Origin of the sequence: Nonomuraea aridisoli (genome assembly GCF_003236395.1) — a bacterium.
GTDB lineage: Bacteria > Actinomycetota > Actinomycetes > Streptosporangiales > Streptosporangiaceae > Nonomuraea > Nonomuraea aridisoli.
The window spans coordinates 1-21,056 of sequence record NZ_POUD01000082.1; the positions used below are offsets into that span (position 1 = coordinate 1).

At 67.8% G+C, this 21,056-nt stretch carries 16 protein-coding genes; 7 read left to right on the top strand and 9 right to left on the bottom strand.

Annotation, left to right across the window (positions count from 1 at the left end):
- Nucleotides 1–1,792: 1,792 nt before the first annotated feature.
- The 9 genes from C1J01_RS49200 to rpmH form a co-directional block, all read right to left on the bottom strand.
- On the bottom strand, nt 1,793–2,023 hold the full coding sequence (locus tag C1J01_RS49200; RefSeq protein WP_146615672.1) for a hypothetical protein: 231 nt from the start codon (nt 2,021–2,023) through the stop codon (nt 1,793–1,795).
- 1,770 nt (nt 2,024–3,793) lie between these two features.
- Nucleotides 3,794–4,762, bottom strand: coding sequence for a ParB/RepB/Spo0J family partition protein (locus C1J01_RS20545; protein ID WP_111180609.1), 969 nt, complete (start codon nt 4,760–4,762; stop codon nt 3,794–3,796).
- A gap of 181 nt (nt 4,763–4,943) precedes the next feature.
- Nucleotides 4,944–5,780, bottom strand: coding sequence for a ParA family protein (locus C1J01_RS20550; protein WP_235854562.1), 837 nt, complete (start codon nt 5,778–5,780; stop codon nt 4,944–4,946).
- Between the two features lie 236 nt (nt 5,781–6,016).
- The gene (gene rsmG / locus C1J01_RS20555; protein ID WP_111180610.1) at nt 6,017–6,691 is read right to left on the bottom strand and encodes a 16S rRNA (guanine(527)-N(7))-methyltransferase RsmG; all 675 of its coding nucleotides are present in this window, start codon (nt 6,689–6,691) and stop codon (nt 6,017–6,019) included.
- Between the two features lie 270 nt (nt 6,692–6,961).
- Complete coding sequence (locus C1J01_RS20560) at nt 6,962–7,450, bottom strand: Jag family protein (protein ID WP_111180611.1); 489 nt, start codon at nt 7,448–7,450, stop codon at nt 6,962–6,964.
- 20 nt (nt 7,451–7,470) lie between these two features.
- A complete protein-coding gene (gene yidC, locus C1J01_RS20565) occupies nt 7,471–8,421 on the bottom strand; it encodes a membrane protein insertase YidC (protein WP_111180612.1) in 951 nt (316 codons plus the stop codon).
- Between the two features lie 4 nt (nt 8,422–8,425).
- Nucleotides 8,426–8,707: a membrane protein insertion efficiency factor YidD gene (yidD, locus tag C1J01_RS20570; protein ID WP_111180613.1), complete on the bottom strand. Its 282-nt coding sequence runs from the start codon at nt 8,705–8,707 to the stop codon at nt 8,426–8,428.
- A complete protein-coding gene (gene rnpA / locus C1J01_RS20575) occupies nt 8,704–9,066 on the bottom strand; it encodes a ribonuclease P protein component (RefSeq protein WP_111180614.1) in 363 nt (120 codons plus the stop codon). Before rnpA ends, yidD begins: the two co-directional genes overlap by 4 nt.
- Nucleotides 9,067–9,128: 62 nt before the next feature.
- The gene (gene rpmH, locus C1J01_RS20580; protein WP_043614899.1) at nt 9,129–9,266 is read right to left on the bottom strand and encodes a 50S ribosomal protein L34; all 138 of its coding nucleotides are present in this window, start codon (nt 9,264–9,266) and stop codon (nt 9,129–9,131) included.
- Nucleotides 9,267–9,712: 446 nt separating this feature from the next.
- Here rpmH and dnaA point away from each other — a divergent pair, with 446 nt between their 5' ends.
- The 7 genes from dnaA (at nt 9,713) to gyrA (ending at nt 20,990) form a co-directional block, all read left to right on the top strand.
- The gene (gene dnaA / locus C1J01_RS20585) at nt 9,713–11,293 is read left to right on the top strand and encodes a chromosomal replication initiator protein DnaA (RefSeq protein WP_111180615.1); all 1,581 of its coding nucleotides are present in this window, start codon (nt 9,713–9,715) and stop codon (nt 11,291–11,293) included.
- A gap of 546 nt (nt 11,294–11,839) precedes the next feature.
- The gene (dnaN, locus tag C1J01_RS20590; RefSeq protein ID WP_111180616.1) at nt 11,840–12,979 is read left to right on the top strand and encodes a DNA polymerase III subunit beta; all 1,140 of its coding nucleotides are present in this window, start codon (nt 11,840–11,842) and stop codon (nt 12,977–12,979) included.
- A 45-nt stretch (nt 12,980–13,024) separates the two neighbouring features.
- Nucleotides 13,025–13,969, top strand: coding sequence for a phosphogluconate dehydrogenase (NAD(+)-dependent, decarboxylating) (gene gnd / locus C1J01_RS20595; RefSeq protein WP_111180617.1), 945 nt, complete (start codon nt 13,025–13,027; stop codon nt 13,967–13,969).
- 64 nt (nt 13,970–14,033) lie between these two features.
- Entirely contained in the window at nt 14,034–15,278 is a 1,245-nt protein-coding gene (gene recF / locus C1J01_RS20600) for a DNA replication/repair protein RecF (RefSeq protein ID WP_111180618.1), read from the top strand.
- A gap of 208 nt (nt 15,279–15,486) precedes the next feature.
- Nucleotides 15,487–15,996: a DciA family protein gene (locus C1J01_RS20605; protein ID WP_235854563.1), complete on the top strand. Its 510-nt coding sequence runs from the start codon at nt 15,487–15,489 to the stop codon at nt 15,994–15,996.
- 530 nt (nt 15,997–16,526) lie between these two features.
- Nucleotides 16,527–18,470 carry a DNA topoisomerase (ATP-hydrolyzing) subunit B gene (gene gyrB / locus C1J01_RS20610; RefSeq protein ID WP_111180619.1) on the top strand — a complete coding sequence of 648 codons (1,944 nt, stop codon included), beginning with the start codon at nt 16,527–16,529 and terminating at the stop codon, nt 18,468–18,470.
- A gap of 21 nt (nt 18,471–18,491) precedes the next feature.
- Nucleotides 18,492–20,990 (top strand): DNA gyrase subunit A, encoded by a 2,499-nt coding sequence (gyrA, locus tag C1J01_RS20615; protein ID WP_111180620.1) that lies wholly within the window; start codon nt 18,492–18,494, stop codon nt 20,988–20,990.
- Nucleotides 20,991–21,056: the final 66 nt, after the last annotated feature.

Below are 21,056 nucleotides of genomic sequence, written 5' to 3' on the forward strand. Positions count from 1 at the left end.
CCCCCCATCCCCTGGCCGCGCGGCCGGCCCAGCCAGCAGACGCAGTGGTGGGTCGCCACCGGAGGCAGAGCACTTTGATCATCGGCCAACCCGAGATGCCCACTCGTCATCGGGAGGCTGGGCGCCAACTCGATGACGCGTGCCTGTCTCCCTGGCCACCCGAGCGACATGACAAGTCAGCCCACGCCTCTTCTTTGCCGTCGGCCTCTGCCGCCTGGAGTCGGTACGCCACCCGACGCGGCGGGCGGTGTCGCCCGCCAAACGACAGCGCCCGCGGAGCCGGTCAACCGCCGTGCTGCTCGGCGATAAGGAGGCCGTCGCGATCGCGGTCGGGCTCGGCCGCTGGCGGGGGCATCGAGGAGACGTCGGTGTCCCTCATGCCGGGCTGTCGGTCTACGTGAAGACGATTCGGCAAGGGGCAGCCAGGCCGAACTCGCCCAGTGAAAGCACGCTTGGACACCGGCGACGACGAACCCCGCAGCCGCTTGACACCCCCGCTCACAACCGGCCGCTGCGAGACAACCGCATTTCCCGGCGGCACGCTCAGCAACCAAGGCCGTGCCTCCCCTGACACCCGAGTAGCGATCCAAGTCTCCGCGGCGCCCCCAAACATTGCGGTTCCCACATGCCACCGACTCGCAGCAGCCCCTCAACGCCAGTCCCAGCGGCGAGCACCTGATGCACGACGGGAGAATCGTGCACCAACTCGGCTTGGGCGGCAACGTCCGCGAGACGCCCTTCGCCCGGTGGTTGTTGGCGACGATTCCGCGTCCACGCCCGATCCGCGTCGCCGTCCGATCCGAGTCATGGCTGCCAGGAGCGGGCCGCCCGCGGTCGCGCCACTCTGCGGCGACGCCGAACCGCCATCCCTGCTGCGCCGTGTTTCACGTGAAACATGGCTCCCCCACGGACAGCGCAGCGCTTGGCCCGCGTGTCGGTCGGCACGGCTTCCGCTCACTACGGCCGTTCATCCCAACGCCCAGAACGAATCGCCGAAGCCGCGACATCGGCGATCTCAACGAGCCTGCGGAGGCGCCATCGCATCGGACCGCGGACGCGCGCGCAAGGTGCGTCCGGCGTATGTTTCACGTGAAACATACGCCGACTGCCACGTGGCCCGCTACGAAGGTTCGACCGATGACATGCGCTCATCATCCGTGGTCCACCCGGCATGGCACTCACCAATCGCGCCACTCTCAGCGGAAACCGACGGCGACACCCGAAAAAGCGGCCCCGCAGTCCTCCGCGCCGCCGGCAAGCCGATAACCCTCAGGGACAGCCAGTCTGCTGCTGCAGGAACGGCTGGTCGCTCTCACCCCCCACGAACTGCGGGGGCACGCGCTCGGCCTGCACTCCTCCGGGATGCCGTCGCGGGCGAGGTGTGCTGAGCGACGGCGCCCGCCAGGACCGCTCCGACGCCCTGCATGGTCATCACCTTCTACGCATGGCAGCCAGCAGCCTGGGCCGCCAACGGAAAACAAGCATCAGCGCAGCAGCTAGAGAACACGCCCGCGCACGCCACCAGAATCACCGCTGAATGCTCGCCCCCTCGGCAGCGCGTCCTTTGCCCAAGACCGAAGCGGTGGTCCCCAAGCTCACGTTCCCCCGCGCCCCTGTCCCCGTTCCGGGGCAGCGCAGTGGACAGATAGCGCGGCACCCAGACGGGGGAAGGGTGTAGGAGCCAGCGTGAGTCATGCGAGGTAAGCGTCAGGAACGAGGAATCCTCCGTCGACCCCGGCACGATCCCTGGCTGAGCCGTGCCCCGAAACCGGTGTGCCACAGCCTCGCAAGCTCAATACAAAGGCAGGCGCAGGCGGCACAAATTCCGCTGACACGTGACAGCTACCGAAAGCCCCGCCACCGAGGCGTTGACCACCCGGAGTCCGCCGAGTCCCCGCACCCGCAGGTCGCGGTCGACAGGCGATGCGGCGCCGAGATAGCCGGATGCGCCTGCTACGGCGTTCATGTGGGCGACGCCCTCCCGGTCGCACAACCAGCCGAGCCGGGCGAGCCGACGAATCATCGCCTGCTTCTGGACGCGGCGCGCATCGCATCATCTCGCTGCCTCATGGGACACACATGTAGCAGCCACAGCTGTAACCGGGCCGATCAGCCATCACCGGCAGCGCCACGCGGCGGACCCATATGACAAGAGCACGCTCGTCCCTGCGTCTGTGGGACGTACGCATGCTCATCCCTAGCGCCTGCGGGACGTGCGCATGCTCCCAACCACACCGCTGCCCCCCTCACATGCGTGCGGCGCGATCCGCCACACGCGCATGCCGCCGGCTTCTCAGATCGGCGCGCTCCAGCGATGAGGCGCCCGCAATGCGGCGTTCACGGCGAGCGACACGCTCGTGCAGTTGAGGGGGGCGTAGCGTCACCGGCTAATACGGATCGCGCGATGCTGACATCGCCAGATGCAGCCGTCGTCAGACGATGCGGTGCTGACAAGTCCCGGTCGGGCCCATGCACATGCTCGCGCAGGCCGATGCCCTCCTTCCCGACGACTGGGATCAGGCGATGCGCCCCGTCGCAGGTTCGTGCGACGCAAGCAGAGCGCCTGCGATCGACCGTCCCCGATCTCGCGGCCACGCCATGAGAAACCGCCCTGTCCCTCGGGGGCCCACGCCAGGCCGAAATCGCTGGTCCTCTCCATTGGATGAGGCAATCACATCCACCCCGCCGCCGCCCTGCGCATCTGCGCCACCACGTTGCCAGCCCGCGCGACGCAACTGCGTCCCGGCGAGATCAAGCGATGCCGGCATTTGGATGCGGGAGTGGGCCGCCCATGCGCCGCGCATCTGCTCCGGTGATGCAGGCGTGCCCGAACGCCACGAGCTTCTCCACGGGCGATCATAGGCCCGGCACCCGCACCTGAACTCTGTGCCCTCGGACGTCCTGACATGCACAACGCAGGAGCCACCAAGGTCTGATCACGCGCGCCAGGATCGCGGATCCGATCCGCCCATGCGGCGCGGCCGGCTCATGACCCGACGAGCGCAGTGCCCAGTGAACGCGGTACCCTCCGATCCGACTCTGCCAGCACGATCCCGTCAATTGCTGCGCGGTGGTGCCCGTTGGCTCATGGGACGCTGCTTAGCATGGGGCCATCACGCGAGAGCGGTCACTTCATGATGCGGGGTCCAGACCATGCGGGCATCGCGTGAGGCGGTGAGCCCTGTCATTACCCTGCGGCGGAACGTACGCCCGAGGGTCGGGTAGAGCATGCGTCGTACTCATCGCCTGGTGCCGTTATGCGCCCCCACATTGCTGAGACCTCCAGCCCCGTGCGGACGCCCGCGAGGCCCAGGACGATTGCGCGTGTTTCGCATACCGGCACCTGACCACTCAGTGGACGCACCCCCCGCGCTCAGACGCCCTGCGATGTTGGGTGATACGACGAAGCCCGGCGCGGTGCAATCAAGAGGCGGCGATATCTCGGCATGCGGGTCACCCATGCGGCGCGGTATGGGAATGGGAGACGGCCCACCTCGTGAGTGTCGCCTATTCGAGGTGTGGTGTGTGCGGTGCAGGCGTCGGGGCGGCGTGAGGGCTGGATGCGGGCACGCCAGGCGTGCGACTGGGGGGAGGGAGGAGTGGGGATGCGGTGTGACTGGGTAGGAGCTGGCGATTCACTGCGGGAAGTAGGAGCTTTACCCAGGAAAGTCGGGGCCTGATGGCCGGTGCTGCCCTCGAGAGTGGGCAAGGGCAGTGGACGGCCAGCGTTATTCGCTGGGGCTGCCACAGCGATGTTTCACGTGAAACAACGGCACGTTCCCGTGAGACAGGGTCAGTTCTCGGCCTCGCGCATCGCTCGGGCCGCATCCGGAGCCATGGTGCCGATGATGCGCTCCAGGTCGTCGATCGTGGCGAACTCCACCACGATGCGCCCCTTGCGCCGTCCCAAGTCCACCTTGACCTTGGTCTCGAAATGGTCCGAGAGCCGGTCGGCGAGGTGGGTCAGGCCGGGAGCGGTCGGCTTGGGGGTCTGCCGCTCGCGTACGGGCTTCTTCACCGCCGCCTGGGCGCTCCCCATGGAGACGATCTCCTCCACCGCCCGTACGGAGAGCAGCTCCGCGACGATGCGCTTGGCCAGCTTGATCTGCTCCTCGGCACTGTCCAGCCCGAGCAGCGCGCGCGCGTGGCCCGCGGTCACGCGGGTACCGGCCGCCACGTGCAACTGGACTTCGGAGGGCAGCTTGAGCAGCCGCAGCGTGTTGGTGATGTGCGAACGGGAACGACCGAGCTTCTTCGCCAGCTGATCATGCGTAGCCTGGAAATCGTCCAGCAGTTGTTGGTACGCCGCCGCCTCTTCCAGAGGGTTCAGTTCCTGGCGCTGGAGGTTCTCGATGAGCGCGTCGCGCAGGAGCTCGTCGTCCTGCGTGTTGCGCACGATCGCGGGAACCGGATCGAGGCCGACCTGCTTGCAGGCCCGCCAACGCCGCTCCCCCATGATCAACTCGTACTCGCCACCGCCCACCGGCCGGACCACGATGGGCTGCAGCAGGCCGACCTCGCGGATCGACTCCGCCAGCTCCTTCAGCGCCTCATCGTCGAAGACCTTACGCGGCTGCCGAGGGTTGGGCACAATCGCGGCCAACGGGACTTCTCTGAAGTACGCTCCGGCGATCGGCTTGGGACCCGTCTCCCCCGCTGAACCGTTCGCCGGGGCCGACGTCGTCCCCGGGCCGTCAACGATGGGACCGGTCGGGATGAGCGCCCCGAGCCCCTTGCCCAATCCCCGCCGCTGCTGACTCACTGCGTCTCCTCGTCCACCCGGTCGATTCCGGTCACTCCAGGAGAGGTTACCGTTGCGGACCCGGCGGAGTGCCCGCTCGCCACACACCGTCCCGCTGGATTTACACCGACATGCCACAAATCCGCGAGCGGTGGTGGACGACGCCCGGCCGTCCACCACGACGGCGTGGGCCTGGGCCCGTTCAGGAGACGGTGGCGCGGTGGGCGATCTCGCGGGCGGCGTCCATGTACGCCATCGCCCCGCTCGAGCCCGGGTCGTACGTCATCACCGACTGGCCGTAGCTGGGCGCTTCCGACAGCCGGACGCTACGCGGGATGACCGTCTTGAGCACCGTGTCGCCGAAGTGCGACCGCACCTCTTCGGCCACCTGTGACGCCAGCCGGGTGCGGCCGTCGTACATCGTCAGGACGATGGTGGACAGGCGCAGGGTCGGGTTCAGGTGGGCGCGGATCAGGTCGACGTTCCGCAACAGCTGTCCGAGGCCCTCCAGCGCGTAGTACTCACACTGGATGGGGATCATGACCTCGTCCGCGGCGACGAGCGCGTTGACCGTCAGCAGGCCGAGCGACGGCGGGCAGTCGATCACGATGTAGTCGAACTCCACCGCCTCGTACGCCGCCAGCGCCCGCCGCAGCCGCGCCTCCCGCGCCACCAGGGAGACCAGCTCGATCTCCGCGCCGGCCAGGTCGATGGTGGCGGGGGCGCAATAGAGGTTGGGCATGTCGGGGACCTGCTTGACGATGTCCGCCATGGGAAGATCGTCCACCAGCACCTGGTACACGTCGGGCACATCGCCACGGTGCTCGGTGGCCAAAGCGGTGGAGGCGTTGCCCTGGGGGTCGAGGTCGACCACGAGGACCCGCTGCCCGTGCATCGACAGGGCGGCGGCAATGTTGACCGAGGTGGTGGTCTTTCCCACGCCACCCTTCTGGTTCGCCACCGCGATCACTCGGGTCTTGGACGGACGCGGCCAGAGAGCGTCGCCATCGCCAGGGGTCTCGCCGGTCTGGGCCGCCATCGGGGTGGCAGATGTTTCACGTGAAACCACTGAGCTGAGCGCCTCTCGTACCAACGGCGAATCACCGGGGGTCAGGGGGGTCTGGGTCACGATGGCCATCCTTTCAACCAGTGGTGTGCCGGTGCCGGGAATTCGCTGTCGCGACACGCCCATTTCGGGCCAGCCAACCCCGGTTGGACTCTCAGACGGACGGCTTGCCGGCCAGCCAAGACCACTTGATGTGACTGGCACAACCGTCACCTCCTTCGTCGCCGCCTCGCTGCTCGCTCCGGCGGGCGACCCGCTACCACCCGAACCAATGTTGCAGGCGGCTCGACCTTACCGCGCCCGACGGTGACAAGCTCAGCCGTTCGCGCCCCGCTGGCGCGTAGCGCGGTCTCCGCCTCGGCGAGCTCTTCGGCCGCCCGCTCCCCTTTCATCGCGATGAGCTCGCCGCCCTCGCGGAGCAGCGGCATCGCCCAGGTGAGGAGACGATCGAGCGGCGCCACCGCACGGGCACTGGCGACGTCGAACTCACGTTTGCCCGCGAGCTCCTCCGCCCGCCCGCGCAGCACTTCGACGTTGCCGAGCTTGAGCGCCTCGACACTCTCCTCCAGGAAGACGGTACGCCTCAGCAGCGGTTCCAGCAGCGTGACCGTGATATCCGGCCGGACGATCGCCAGCACCAGCCCGGGCAGGCCGGCGCCCGACCCGATGTCCACCAGCCGTACGTCGGGCGGCACGACCTCGGCCACGACCGCGCAGTTGAGCAGGTGGCGATCCCAGATTCGCGGCACCTCCCGTGGGCCGAGCAGCCCACGGACGACACCGGGACCCGCGAGCAGCCCGGCGAACGCGTTCGCGCGACCCCAGGCCTCCCCGGTGAAAACGTCCCGCGCAATGTCCGGCGGCTCCGGAAGCTCTTCGCTCACTGGTCGGCTGGCCCTTTCTGGGACTGGTCGGCCCTGATCGGATGGGTGGGTGAAAAGAGATCGGGTCTTCACCCAAGGCTACGGGTGAGATCACAAGGGAAGACTAGCGGGCCAGGGTGAAGGCGGCCTGTGAGCGCGTCACCGCGCACGATCGTTACCCCACATCCACCTAAGAAGTCACGTACAGCGATAAATCGCTACAAAATGCGAAACGGCCGTCCGCCACGCGCGACGGCGGGCGGACGGCCGGATCAGACGGCGTGAAGCGCCTCAGGCGGGCAGGACCACGACGTACCGGTGGGGCTCCTCCCCTTCGGACTCGCTGCGGAGCCCGGCGGCCGCCACCGCGTCGTGGACGATCTTCCGCTCGAACGGCGTCATCGGCTGCAGCGACTTGGGCTCGCCGCGTTCCTTGACCTGGTTGGCGATCTCCGTGCCGAGCTTGCTGAGCTCGGCGCGGCGCCGCTCGCGGTAGCCGGCCACGTCGAGCATGAGCCTCGAACGTTCGCCGGTCTGGCGGTGCACGGCCAGCCGGGTCAGCTCCTGCAGGGCCTCCAGGACCTCTCCCCCAGGCCCCACCAGCTCGGTGCCCTTCACTCCCACGACGGAGACGAGGGCACGGTCGCCCTCGACGTCCATGTCGATGTCGCCGTCGATGTCGGCGATGTCGAGAAGGCCCTCGACGTAGTCGGCAGCGATCTCGCCTTCCTGCTCCAGCGCAGTGATGTCAGGAGCCTTCTCCTGCTCGGCCTCGGTCATGGCCGGCCTCTCCTTCGTGTTCACGACTTCTTGCTGCCGGTGCGCTTGCTACGGGGTTGCCTGCTCGGCTGCTGCCTAATGATCTTAGGCTCCGGAGGCGGCGGAGGGGCCTGCTCTTCCGGCTGGGTCTTACGGAGCTTCGCGATCAGGCCGGGCTTCGGCTGGACCGGGATGACGTTGCCCTTGGCGTCGTACTGCGGCATGGGGTGCCGGCTGTAGAACCAGTGCTGCTGACCGAGCGTCCACACGTTGGTGGTGACCCAGTAGAGGATCAGGCCGAGCGGGAAGTTCAGGCTGAAGAAGGCGAACAGCGGCGAGATGTACATCAGGATCTTCTGCTGCTGCGCCATGGGGTTGTCCGGCATCTGCTGCATCGAGCGGGTGACGCTCTGCCGGACGGTGAGGAACGTGGTGAGGGAGCTGATCGCCACGAAGATCGCCAGAACCACCTTGGTGGTGACGGGGTTCGCGCTGAAGCCGATGATCTGCTCCGACGACATCCAGAAGTTCGCGGGCAGCGGAGCACCGAAGATGTGCGCCTTACGGGCGCTGTCGACGAGCTCCTGCGTCATGCCGTACTTCGCATGGCCGTCGGCCATGTTGTGGAGCACGGTGAACATGGAGATGAAGATCGGGAACTGGGCGAGCACCGGGAGACAGCCGCCGAGCGGGTTGGCGCCCGCTCCTTGGTAGAGCGCCATGACCTCCTGGTTCATGCGCTGCTTGTCGTTCTTGTAGCGCTTGCGCAGTTCCTGAACCTTGGGGGCGAGTTCCTGCATCTTCCGCGACGAGCGCATCTGCTTGAGGAAGAGCGGGAAGATCAGGACCCTCATCAGCACGGTCAGCGTGATGATCGTCAACGCCCAGGTCAGACCGCTGTCCGGGTCGAGGACCGTGCTGTATGCAGTATGGATCCAGATGATGACGTGGGCTACGGCTTGATACAGCCAGCTCAGCCAGGACAGCTCCACCGAGCTATCTCCCTTGCGTTTCGTGGGACCGGACCGGGCGTGGGGGCACCGGGTCAATACCTCCGGGATGGAATGGGTGGCACCGCCCGATGCGCCGGACAGTCAACCAGATGCCGCGCACTGCACCGTGTACGGCGATCGCCTCGAGCCCGTACGCGCTGCACGAAGGGTAGAAGCGGCAGCGCGGGCCGAGCAGCGGACTGATGAACGCCCGGTAGAACCGGATGGGGACGATGAGCACCCGAGCGGCGAGGCTCGGCGCCACCTCTTGCGGCTGCTCCGTCATTTGTGTCCACCCGTCGAGGACTCGCGCCGCCTGAGCAAACGTTCCAGCGCGGAATCGAGCTCGGCGGCCAGGTGCTCGAATCGCGCGGACGCGGCCGGTGGATTGGCGCGTACCACAAGCAGGCTACCTCTCGGAAGCCGGTCGAGACGCCCCCGCATCAGGTGTCGGAGCCGTCGTTTGACCTTGTTCCGGGTCACCGCGCCACCGACGGCCTTGCTCACCACGAATCCCACCAGAGGCGGATCTTCCCCCGAAACGGCGAAATGCACCACCAGGGTCGGGCGGCCGGCGCGTCGTCCGCGCTTGATCGCCCTCTCGAACTCCTCCCCGCGTCGCATGCGGGATTGCCGTGACAGCACCGTATATGCCTATCGCCCGCCGGTGAGAACCACCGGCGGGCCGACTATCGGGCGCGGGACGATCAGGCCGACAGCTTCTCGCGACCCTTGCGGCGGCGAGCGGCGAGGATGGCGCGACCGGCCCGGGTGCGCATCCGCAGCCGGAAGCCGTGGGTCTTCGCGCGGCGACGGTTGTTCGGCTGGAAAGTACGCTTGCTCACGGGTGGGCTCCAGGCTCGAAGGTGCGCCACTAGGGCGCTTAACACACATGGATGGCCTGCCAGGAAAGCGAGGGCACGCGAAATAGCCGTCGCGTGACAAGCCGACCGTCGTACGTTACGGGGCAAGGACCGCCCAGGTCAAACCAGCGCGGTTATCCACCAATCCACAGGCCGCTTTTCCACCGCCGGCCACACGTCCACAGTATGTGCACTCCGGTGCCACTAGGCTGTGGACAACATCTTGAACACAGCTGTGCACATCGCTACTGTCAGCCCTTCTGGGCCGCTCAGAGCCTGTGGACAGCCTGTGGATCACCTGTGGAGGCCCGCGGCTCGACGCCCGGCCACCACGTGTGGACGAACAGGCCGCTCATCCATGTGGGCGGCCGTGTCATGTGGACAGACCAACGCGGGGGGCCGCGAGAGCGAGGAGGGGGAACCACACCGTGAACGGTGTCGACCTCGGCACGGTATGGGCGAGGGCCCTGGGCAACTTCCTCAACGAGAACGTGCCGATCCAGCAGCGCACGTGGCTGTCGATGGTGCGCCCGATCGCCCTGGCCAACGACACGATCGTGCTCGGCGTCCCGAACGACTTCGTCAAGGACCTCATCGAGGGCAAGCTGCGCTCGCTCGTCGTCCACGCCCTGTCGCAGGAGCTAGGCCGGACCATGCGGCTGGCCGTGATGATCGACACCACGGCGCCCGAGCAGTCGCCCGGCGACGGTCATCAACAGCCTGTGACTCAGAGTTATCCCCAGGGTGTGGAGAGCCAGCTGCGTTATTCACAGTCCGCGCAGCCGCAGCACAACCCCGCTTCTGAGCCGCCTCAGTACTATTCGCCGCAGCCGGAGCAGTCTCAGGTATCCACCGAATATCCACAGCAGAGCTTCTCTTTTGAACAGGCGCAGCCGTACACACCGCCTGTGGAAAAGACCCCCGAGCCGGCGCAGAACCGGTGGGAGGCGAAGAGCAGCAAACCCAGCGAACCGGCCAGGCTCAACCAGAAGTACACGTTCGAGACGTTCGTCATCGGCGCCAGCAACCGGTTCGCCCACGCGGCGGCCGTCGCGGTCGCCGAGTCACCGGCGAAGGCGTACAACCCGCTGTTCATCTACGGCGACTCCGGGCTGGGGAAGACGCACCTGCTGCACGCGATCGGGCATTACGCCCAGAGCCTGTACGACGGCGCGCGGGTGAGGTACGTGAGCTCGGAGGAGTTCACCAACGACTTCATCAACAGCATCCGCGACCACAAGGCCGACGGGTTCCGCGGCCGCTACCGGGCGATCGACATCCTGCTCGTGGACGACATCCAGTTCCTGGAGGGCAAGGAGCAGACGCAGGAGGAGTTCTTCCACACCTTCAACACGCTCCACAACGCCAACAAGCAGATCGTCATCTCCAGCGACCGGGCGCCGAAGCAGCTGATCACGCTGGAGGACCGGCTGCGCAACCGGTTCGAGTGGGGCCTGATCACCGACGTCCAGCCGCCTGAGCTGGAGACCCGGATCGCCATCCTCAGGAAGAAGGCCATCCAGGAGGGCCTGGCGGCGCCGCCCGAGGTGCTCGAGTACATCGCCAGCCGCATCTCCACCAACATCCGCGAGCTCGAAGGCGCGCTCATCAGGGTCACCGCGTTCGCCAGCCTCAACCGGCAGGGCGTCGACCTGCAGCTCGCCGAGGTGGTGCTGAAGGACCTGATCACCTCGGAGTCCGACACCGAGATCACCATCGCGGCGATCATGACCGAGACCGCCAACTACTTCGGCATCAGCATCGACGACCTGTGCGGCACCTCGCGCAGCCGGGCGCTCGTGAACGCCCGGCAGATCGCCATGTATCTGGCGCGCGAGCTGACCGAGCTGTCGCTGCCGAAGATCGGCCAGCAGTTCGGCGGCCGCGACCACACCACCGTCATGCACGCCGAGCGGAAGATCCGGTCGCTGATCGCGGAGCGGCGGTCGATGTACAACCAGGTCAACGAGCTGACAATGCGGATCAAGCAGACGCAGCGCGGCTCGTGACGTCGTACACAGCCTGTGGAAAACACTGTGGACCAGCGGAAACGCAAAATCGTGCCTGCGGAATGCCCCCCAATGCCAGGAAAAATCGGTCCACATAGGCTGGGGACAACGGTGGGGACATCCTGGGGAGAACCTGGGGACTACTCGGGGAAAAGTGTGGACGACGTGTGGACGGCCTGTGAACAGCCGATCTGGGGCTCCAAGGGTGTCCGATTTACCCCGTGGATAAGCTGTGGAAACCTCGTGGATAACTGCCCGTCGTCCGTGGATGAAGGCACCAAGATCTGGGGACGGCCTGTGGGCAACGAAACTCCATCCCCAGGCGCGCGAGTTCTCCCCAGGCTCCACCCACACCGGCAGTGGATAAAGAAATGCCCGTTGACCAGCGAGGACATCGGTTGTCCCCAGTTTCCACAGCCCCTAGTGTGATGACCTCTTATCTCTCTAACTAAGAAACTCAAAGACTCATAGAGGGGCCCCTCCCGGAGCGCGAGTGCGGGAGAGTGGACTCCTTGGAATCAACGACGAACCAGGAGGCTGATCACCGTGATGTTCCGAATCGAGCGAGACGTCCTCGCTGAGGCGGTGGCATGGACGGCGCGCAGCCTCCCGGCGCGTCCGTCTGTGCCCGTGCTGGCCGGCATGCGCCTGGAGGTGACCGAGGAGCAGCAGCTCAAACTCTCGGGCTTCGACTACGAGGTCTCCGCCGAGGTCACCCTCGAGCTCCACACCGGTGAGCCGGGAGTCGTGCTGGTCTCCGGCAAGCTGCTCGCCGAGATCACCCGCGCGCTTCCCGCACAGCCTGTGGACTTCGTGGTGGACGGCGCCAAGGCGGTCGTCACCTGTGGCAGCGCGCGATTCACCCTCCTCACCATGCCTGTGGAGGACTACCCCTCGCTCCCGGCGATGCCGCCGGCCGCGGGCCGGGTGGGCAGCGACGTGTTCGCCTCGGCCGTCGCGCAGGTCGCCGTCGCCGCCGGACGCGACGACACGCTGCCGATGCTCACGGGCGTGCGCATGGAGATCGAGGGCGACACGGTCACCCTCGCCGCGACCGACCGCTACCGGCTGGCCGTACGCGAGCTGAAGTGGCAGCCGGGGCAGCCCGACTTCTCGGCGATCGCGATGATCCCCGGCAAGACGCTCGCCGACACCGCCAAGGCGCTCGGCGCGAGCGGCGCCGAAGTGGAGATCGCGCTCAGCTCCGCCGGCGGCAAGGGCGAGGGCATGATCGGCTTCTCCAGCAACGGGCGGCGTACGACGACGCGGCTGCTCGACCCCGAGTTCCCGAAGTACCGGTCGCTGCTGCCGACGGAGTTCTCCGCCCGCGCGGACCTGTCCACAGGCCCGTTCGTGGAGGCGGTCAAGCGCGTGGCCCTGGTGGCCGAGCGCAACACTCCCGTACGGCTGGCGTTCAAGAGCGGCGAGGTCGTGCTGGAGGCCGGCAGCGGCGACGAGGCGCAGGCCGTCGAGGCGCTGCCCGTGGACTACGAGGGCGAGGAGATGAACATCGCCTTCAACCACCAGTTCCTGCTGGAAGGGCTCGGAGCCATCGACTCCGACGTGGCGCGGCTGCAGATGACCACCTCGACGAAGCCCGCCATCCTCACCGGCGGCAAGCCTGTGGATGACGGGGGTGTCACCGACTACCGTTACCTGATCATGCCCATCCGCCTGTCAGGCTGAGCCTGTCATCAGAGATGATGGAACCCTGACAAGGGGGTTGCACACATGCAGATCGGCATGATCGGACTGGGCAAGATGGGCGGCAACATGGCCGAACGGCTGCGCCGTGGCGGTCATGAGGTGGTCGGCTACGACCGCGATCCGGCGATCAGCGACGTCGGCAGCCTGAAGGAGCTGGTCGAGCGCCTGCAGGCACCGCGTGCGGTCTGGGTCATGGTGCCCGCCGGCAAACCCACCCAGACCACCATCGACGACCTCGGCCAGCTGCTCAACGAGGGCGACATCGTCGTCGACGGCGGTAATTCACACTATGTGGACGACCAGAAGCACGCCGCCGAGCTCGCCCAGAGGGGCGTCGGCTTCGTCGACTGCGGCGTCAGCGGCGGCGTCTGGGGTCTGCAGAACGGCTACGCCCTCATGTGCGGCGGCGACAAGCCGCACGTCGACCGTCTCATGCCGATCTTCGAGACGCTCAAGCCCGAGGGCCGCGACGGCTTCGTCCACGCGGGCGACGTCGGCGCCGGCCACTTCGCGAAGATGGTCCACAACGGCATCGAGTACGGCATGATGCAGGCGTTCGCGGAGGGCTGGGAGCTGCTCGAGGCCTCCGACATCGTCAAGGACGTCAAGGGCTCCTTCGCCAGCTGGCGCACCGGCACCGTCATCCGCTCGTGGCTGCTCGACCTGCTGGTGCGCGCGCTCGACGACGACGAGCACCTCGACGAGCTGCGCGGCTACGCGCAGGACTCCGGCGAGGGCCGCTGGACGGTCCAGGCGGCCGTCGACCACGCCGTGCCGCTGCCGGTCATCACCGCCGCGCTCTACGCCAGGTTCGCCTCGCGCCAGGACGACTCGCCGGCGATGAAGGTGGTCGCGGCGCTGCGCAACCAGTTCGGCGGCCACGCGATCGCCTCCGCGGAGGGCAGCCACGCCAAGGGCGCCGACGCCCCCGGCGCCGACGTGACGCCGCCGCGGGAGCTCGATCGCTAGGGTTTTCCACAGGAACGCATGCCGGTGCCCACAGCTGCCGCCGGGGCGCACTAACCTTCGTGGGGTGCATGTCGCCCACCTCTCGCTGACCGACTTCCGGTCCTACGCGTCCGTGGAGCTCGGTCTGGAGCCGGGCGTCACGGCGTTCGTGGGGCCCAACGGCCAGGGCAAGACCAATCTGGTCGAGGCCCTCGGCTATGTGGCGACGCACTCCAGCCACCGGGTGGCCAATGACGCGCCGCTGGTGCGGCAGGGCGCCACCCGGGCGATCGTGCGCTGCGCCGTCCACAGGGACGACCGGCGGGCGCTCATCGAGCTGGAGATCAACCCGGGCCGGGCCAACCGCGCCCGGCTCAACCGCTCGCCCGTCTCTCGCGCCCGCGACGTCGTCGGCCTGCTGCGCACGGTGCTGTTCGCCCCCGAGGATCTGGCGCTGTCCAAGGGCGACCCGTCCGAGCGCCGCCGTTTCCTCGACGACCTGCTGGTGGCCCGCACGCCCCGCTTCGCGGGTGTCCGGGCCGACTACGACCGGGTGCTGAAGCAGCGCGGCGCGCTGCTGCGTACGGCCGCGCAGGCCCGCAGAGGCGCCAGGAGCCCCCGCCGGCAGGAGAGGGACAGCGGGTTCGCCGCGGCGGGCGCTGGCGACGTCCTGAGCACTCTGGAGGTCTGGGACGCCCATCTCGCCCGGCACGGCGCCGAGCTGTTGCGCGGGCGGCTGGAGCTGATCGAGGCGCTGCGTCCGCTGGTCGCCGGTTCGTACGCCGCGCTCGCCCCGTCGAGCGCTCCCGCGACGCTGGCTTACCGCAGCTCGTTGTCCACAGGTGTGGACGCCGGCGAGGGTGGCCAGGAGGCAGAAGTCCCCGGTGAGCGGGGATCTTCCGATACACAGACGTTATCCACAGACTTGGGGAAAACCCTTGAAGACCGGCTGCGGGAGCGGCTATTGGAGGTCCGCCAGTCGGAGCTCGAACGCGGCGTCACCCTCGTCGGTCCACACCGCGACGACCTGATCCTCGGCCTCGGCGACCTGCCCGCCCGGGGCTACGCCAGCCATGGCGAGTCCTGGTCGTTCGCGCTGGCGCTCCGGCTGGCCGCCTACGACCTGCTGCGGGCCGACGGGGGCGACCCGGTGCTGATCCTCGACGACGTGTTCGCCGAGCTCGACAGCCAGCGCAGGCGGCGGCTCGCCGAGATGGTGGCGCCGGCCGAGCAGGTGCTCATCACCGCGGCCGTGCCCGACGACGTGCCCGGGGAGCTGACGGGAAGCCGCTTCGACGTCGCAGAGGGGAGTGTCACCCGTGTCCGCTGACGATCCGCGGCCCTCCGCGGAGCCGTTCCGCTCGGTCCGGGGGCGGTCCGCGGGTTATCCACAGGCCGCACCACAACCGGGGACGGCGAGCGCGTCCCCGGGAGGCGGTGCCGGGGCTTCTCCACAGGGTGCCCGCGACGGGCTCGCCGCTCCTCCACAGGGGGTGTCCGAAGGTGCCGCCGGCCGTACGCCGGGTGAGGGTGCGGCTGTGGACGAAGGGCCGGCGCCGCAGCATGTGACGGCCCGCGGCGCGGCGCTGGCGCGGGAGAAGCTCGCCCAGGCCAAGGCGGACGCCGCCAAGCGCGGGCAGCTCCCCCGGCGCGAGCCCAGGCGCAAGGGCGGCGGCGCGCGCCGCAACAGCGGCGACCCCCAACTGTTCGGCCGCGCCATCGCCGACCTGCTGGCCGACCGCGGCTGGGAGCGTCCGGTGGCGGTCGGCGCGGTGTTCGGGCGATGGCACGAGATCGTCGGCCCCGAGCTGGCCGCCCACACCAAGCCCGAGTCGTTCGAGGACGGCGAGGTGCTGGTCCTGGCCGACTCCACCGCGTGGGCGACGCAGGTCCGGCTGCTCGCGCGCACCCTCGTCCGCCGGCTCAACGAGGAGCTGGGCGACGGCACGGTCACGAAGGTCAAGGTCAGGGGGCCGCAGAACGCCCCGCGTCCTTCGGGCGGTTTGCGGGTGACCGGAAGCCGAGGGCCCCGCGACACCTATGGATGACGGCGTTCGGCCGTTGTCCACAGCCCGCCGCTCGCGATAGCGGCGTTCGGCCGCTGTCCGCGGCAGGCGCCCGGCGCCGCCGCGGATGGCGTGCTCACCCCTGTCTCCACCAGGTGTTTCGCGCCGTCAGGGCGCTTCGGTCGTCAATCCGCAGCAGGTGTTCCGGACCGCCATGGGGCAGGTGTTCGGCCGCCATCCGCAGCAGGCGCTTCGCGTTGCGGCGGTTGGGCGCCGAGGGCGATCAGAAAGCCGGAGACGCGATAGGCCCCCTTTCCGGAGGGGGGATGCTTGCCAGGGGGCAAAACGAGCTAGCGAGCATCACAGGCGCGTTCATTGCCACCTCGGGCCTCCGGAGGCGGTAGAATGAAAAAGGATTCCGGACACGTCCGCTTGCGTGTCACCCCGGCAGCAAGCCGACTCCCCTGGGTGACCGCGCATCGGGGCACTCACGACGGTGACGGGCACGGCAGGGGCAGCTTTGTGATTGATCGCCTCCCCCGCCGCGTGTCCGCGGCAGGAGGATTTCGCAGTTGTCCTACGACGCTAGCTCAATCACCGTACTCGAGGGGCTTGAGGCGGTCCGCAAGCGCCCGGGTATGTATATCGGCTCCACCGGCGAGCGAGGTCTGCACCACCTGGTCTACGAGATCGTGGACAACGCGGTGGACGAGGCCCTGGCCGGCTACGCCACCAGGATCGACATCACACTGCTGGCCGACGGCGGCGTCCGTGTGGTCGACGACGGGCGCGGCATCCCCACCGGCATCCACCCGGTGGAGAAGCGATCCGCCGTCGAGGTCGTGCTGACCACGCTGCACGCGGGCGGAAAGTTCGACAGCCAGTCCTACGCGGTCTCCGGCGGCCTCCACGGCGTCGGCTCGGCCGTCGTCAACGCGCTGTCCACCGCCATGGACGTCGAGATCAAGCAGAACGGCCACTACTGGCGCCAGCGCTACGAGATGTCCAAGCCGGTCGCTCCGCTGGCCAAGGGCGAGGCGGCCGACGACACGGGCACCTCGATCACGTTCTGGCCCGACCCCGACGTCTTCGAGACCACGGCCTGGAACTACGAGACGCTCTCGCGGCGGTTCCAGGAGATGGCCTTCCTCAACAAGGGCCTGACGATCACCTTCACCGACGAGCGTCCCGAATACGTCAACGGTGAGCCGACCACCGTGACGTACTGCTACCAGGGCGGCCTGGCCGACTTCGTCCAGCACCTCAACACCAAGAAGGAGCCGGCGCACGCGTCGATCGTCTCCTTCGAGGAGGAGGGCGACGGCATCGCGGTCGAGATCGCCATGCAGTGGAACAACTCGTTCTCCGAGTCCGTCTACACCTTCGCCAACACGATCAACACCGCGGAGGGCGGCACCCACGAGGAGGGCTTCCGCGCGGCGCTGACGTCGATCGTCAACCGCTACGCGCGCGAGCAGAAGTTCCTCAAGGAGGGCAAGGACGACAACCTCACCGGTGAGGACGTGCGCGAGGGGCTGACCGCGATCATCTCGGTCAAGCTCTCCGACCCCCAGTTCGAGGGTCAGACCAAGACCAAGCTGGGCAACACCGAGGCCAAGTCGTTCGTCCAGAAGGCCTGCAACGACCATCTGCGCGACTGGTTCGAGCGCAACCCCGGCGAGGCCAAGGACATCATCAACAAGTCGCTGCAGGCCTCGCGCGCCCGCATCGCCGCGCGCCAGGCCCGCGACCTGACCCGGCGCAAGTCGCTGCTCGAGTCGGGCAGCGGGCTGCCCGGCAAGCTGGCCGACTGCCAGTGGAACGACCCCGAGAAGTGCGAGCTGTTCATCGTCGAGGGCGACTCCGCCGGCGGCTCGGCCAAGGGCGGTCGCGACTCGCGTTTCCAGGCGATCCTGCCCATCCGCGGCAAGATCCTCAACGTGGAGAAGGCCCGGATCGACAAGGTGCTCAAGAACGCCGAGGTCCAGGCGCTGATCACGGCGCTCGGCACCGGCGTGCACGACGAGTTCGACATCACCAAGCTGCGCTACCACAAGGTCATCCTCATGGCCGACGCCGACGTCGACGGCCAGCACATCAACACGCTGCTGCTGACGCTGCTGTTCCGGTTCATGCGCCCGCTGATCGAGGCCGGCCACGTCTACCTGTCGTGCCCGCCGCTCTACAAGATCAAGTGGGACCGCAAGGGCGAGGAGGCGTCGTACGCCTACTCCGACACCGAGCGCGACGCGATCATCAACGAAGGCATCGCCAACGGCCGGCCCGACCCGCGGCCGCGTGACAACGTCCAGCGCTTCAAGGGTCTGGGCGAGATGAACGCGGGGCAGCTGTGGGAGACCACGATGAACCCCGCGACGCGGCTGCTGCGCCTCGTCACGCTCGACGACGCGGCGCAGGCCGACGACCTGTTCAGTGTGCTCATGGGCGAGGACGTCGAGGCGCGGCGCGACTTCATCATCCGCAACGCGCGCGACGTCCGCTTCCTCGATGTATAGCCAGCAGAAGGACCTTTACCTGTGACGGACGTGAACACCACTCCCCCGGCTGACCGCATCGAGCCGGTGGACATCCAGTCCGAGATGCAGCGCAGTTACATGGACTACGCGATGTCCGTCATCGTGTCCAGGGCGCTGCCGGACGTACGCGACGGGCTCAAGCCGGTGCACCGGCGGGTGCTCTACGCGATGTACGACGGTGGCTACCGTCCCGACCGCGGCTACTTCAAGTGCGCCCGCGTCGTCGGCGACGTGATGGGCACCTACCACCCGCACGGCGACACCTCGATCTACGACGCGCTGGTCCGCCTGGCGCAGTCGTGGTCGCTGAGATATCCGCTGGTCGACGGCCAGGGCAACTTCGGCTCGCCGGGCAACGACCCGGCGGCGGCGATGCGGTACACCGAGTGCAAGCTCGCGCCCATCGCCATGGAGATGCTGCGCGACATCGACAAGGAGACCGTCGACTTCCGTCCCAACTACGACGGCAAGTCGCAGGAGCCCGACGTGCTGCCGTCGCGGTTCCCGCAGCTCCTGGTCAACGGCTCGGGCGGCATCGCCGTCGGCATGGCCACCAACATCCCGCCGCACAACCTGCGCGAGGTCGCGGCGGCGGTCAAGTGGGCGCTGGAGAATCCGGAGGCCCCCGACGAGGAGCTGCTCGAAGCCGCGATCAAGCTGGTCAAGGGCCCCGACTTCCCCACCAAGGCGCTCATCGTGGGCCGGCGGGGCATCGAGGACGCCTACCGCACCGGCCGCGGCTCGATCACCATGCGCGCGGTGGTCGAGGTCGAGGAGGACAAGGGGCGGCAGGCGCTGGTCGTCACCGAGCTGCCGTACCAGGTCAACCCCGACAACCTGGCGCTGAAGATCGCCGAGCTGGTCCGTGAGGGCAAGCTGTCCGGCATCGCCGACGTGCGCGACGAGAGCTCCTCGCGCGTCGGGCAGCGGCTGGTGATCGTGCTCAAGCGCGACGCGGTCGCCAAGGTCGTGCTGAACAACCTGTACAAGCACACCCAGCTCCAGGACACCTTCGGCGCCAACATGCTGGCGCTGGTCGACGGGGTGCCGCGCACGCTGCGGCTCGACCAGTTCATCCGCCACTACGTGGCGCACCAGATCGAGGTCATCGTCCGCAGGACGCGCTACCTGCTGCGCAAGGCCGAGGAGCGCGCCCACATCCTGCTCGGCCTGCTGAAGGCCCTCAGCAGGCTCGACGAGGTCATCGCGCTGATCCGGGCGTCCGAGTCCGCCTCGCACGCCCAGCAGGGCCTCATGACGCTGCTGGAGATCGACGAGGTCCAGGCGCAGGCCATCCTCGACATGCAGCTGCGCAAGCTGGCCGCCCTGGAGCGGCAGGCCATCCAGGACGAGTACGACTCCCTGATGACGCAGATCGCGGAGTACAACTCGATCCTGGCCAGCGAGGCCCGCCAGCGCGAGATCGTCAACGACGAGCTGGCCGAGATCGTCGCCCGTTACGGCGACGAGCGGCAGACCGAGATCATCGCCTACGACGGCGACATGTCGATCGAAGACCTCATCGCCGAGGACGAGATCGTCGTCACGATCACCCGCGGCGGCTACGCCAAGCGCACCAAGACGGACCTCTACCGCGCCCAGAAGCGCGGCGGCAAGGGCGTCAGGGGCGCTCAGCTGCGCCAGGACGACATCGTCGACCACTTCTTCGTCACCACGACGCATCACTGGCTGTTGTTCTTCACGAACAAGGGCCGGGTATACCGGGTCAAGGCGTACGAACTGCCCGATGCCGGTCGTGACGCACGAGGCATGCATTTGGCGAACCTTCTCGCCATGCAGCCCGACGAAACAGTCATGGAAGTTCTCGACCTGCGCGACTACACGGTCGCGCCGTATCTCGTCCTCGCCACCCGCAGCGGGCTGGTGAAGAAGACGCGCCTGGCCGAATACGACTCCCCCAGGTCCGGCGGTCTCATCGCCATCAACCTGCGGGAGGACGACGAGGTCATCGGCGCGCGTCTGGTCTCCGAATCCGACGATCTGCTGCTCGTCTCCAAGGGCGCGCAGGCGATCCGGTTCACCGCCTCCGACGAGGCGCTGCGGCCGATGGGCCGGGCGACCAGCGGTGTCATCGGCATGAGGTTCCTCGAAGGTGACGAACTTCTCGCCATGAATAGGATCGCTGACGGTCAAGACGTGCTTATCGCCACTAAGGCTGGGTACGCGAAACGGACGCCAGTGGAGCAGTATCCAGTTCAAGGACGTGGCGGTAGAGGCGTGCTTACTGCGAAAATCGTTTCTTCCCGTGGCAAGCTGGTCGGAGCCGTCATGGTCAACCCAGAGGACGAGGTCTTCGCGATCACGTCCGCCGGCGGCGTGATCCGGACGAGCGCCGGTGAGATCAAGCAGTCCGGCCGCCAGACCATGGGAGTGCGATTGATGAATCTCGCCGAAGGCGACAGCGTGGTGGCCCTCGCCCGGAACGCGGAGTCCATCGAGGCTCCGGTGGACAATGAGGAAAACGGGGGAGGAGAGTAGCCCATGAGCGCCCAGGGTGGCTCCGCCAGGACGAAGGCTTCCGGCGCTTCCGGTAACGGGAAGCAG

Coding starts and splice junctions, on each gene's coding strand:
- C1J01_RS49200 (WP_146615672.1), bottom strand. CDS start 2,023: ATGATTCGTCGGCTCGCCCGGCTCGGCTGGTTGTGCGACCGGGAGGGC.
- C1J01_RS20550 (WP_235854562.1), bottom strand. CDS start 5,780: ATGGCGGCCCAGACCGGCGAGACCCCTGGCGATGGCGACGCTCTCTGG.
- C1J01_RS20560 (WP_111180611.1), bottom strand. CDS start 7,450: ATGACCGAGGCCGAGCAGGAGAAGGCTCCTGACATCACTGCGCTGGAG.
- yidD (WP_111180613.1), bottom strand. CDS start 8,707: ATGACGGAGCAGCCGCAAGAGGTGGCGCCGAGCCTCGCCGCTCGGGTG.
- gnd (WP_111180617.1), top strand. CDS start 13,025: ATGCAGATCGGCATGATCGGACTGGGCAAGATGGGCGGCAACATGGCC.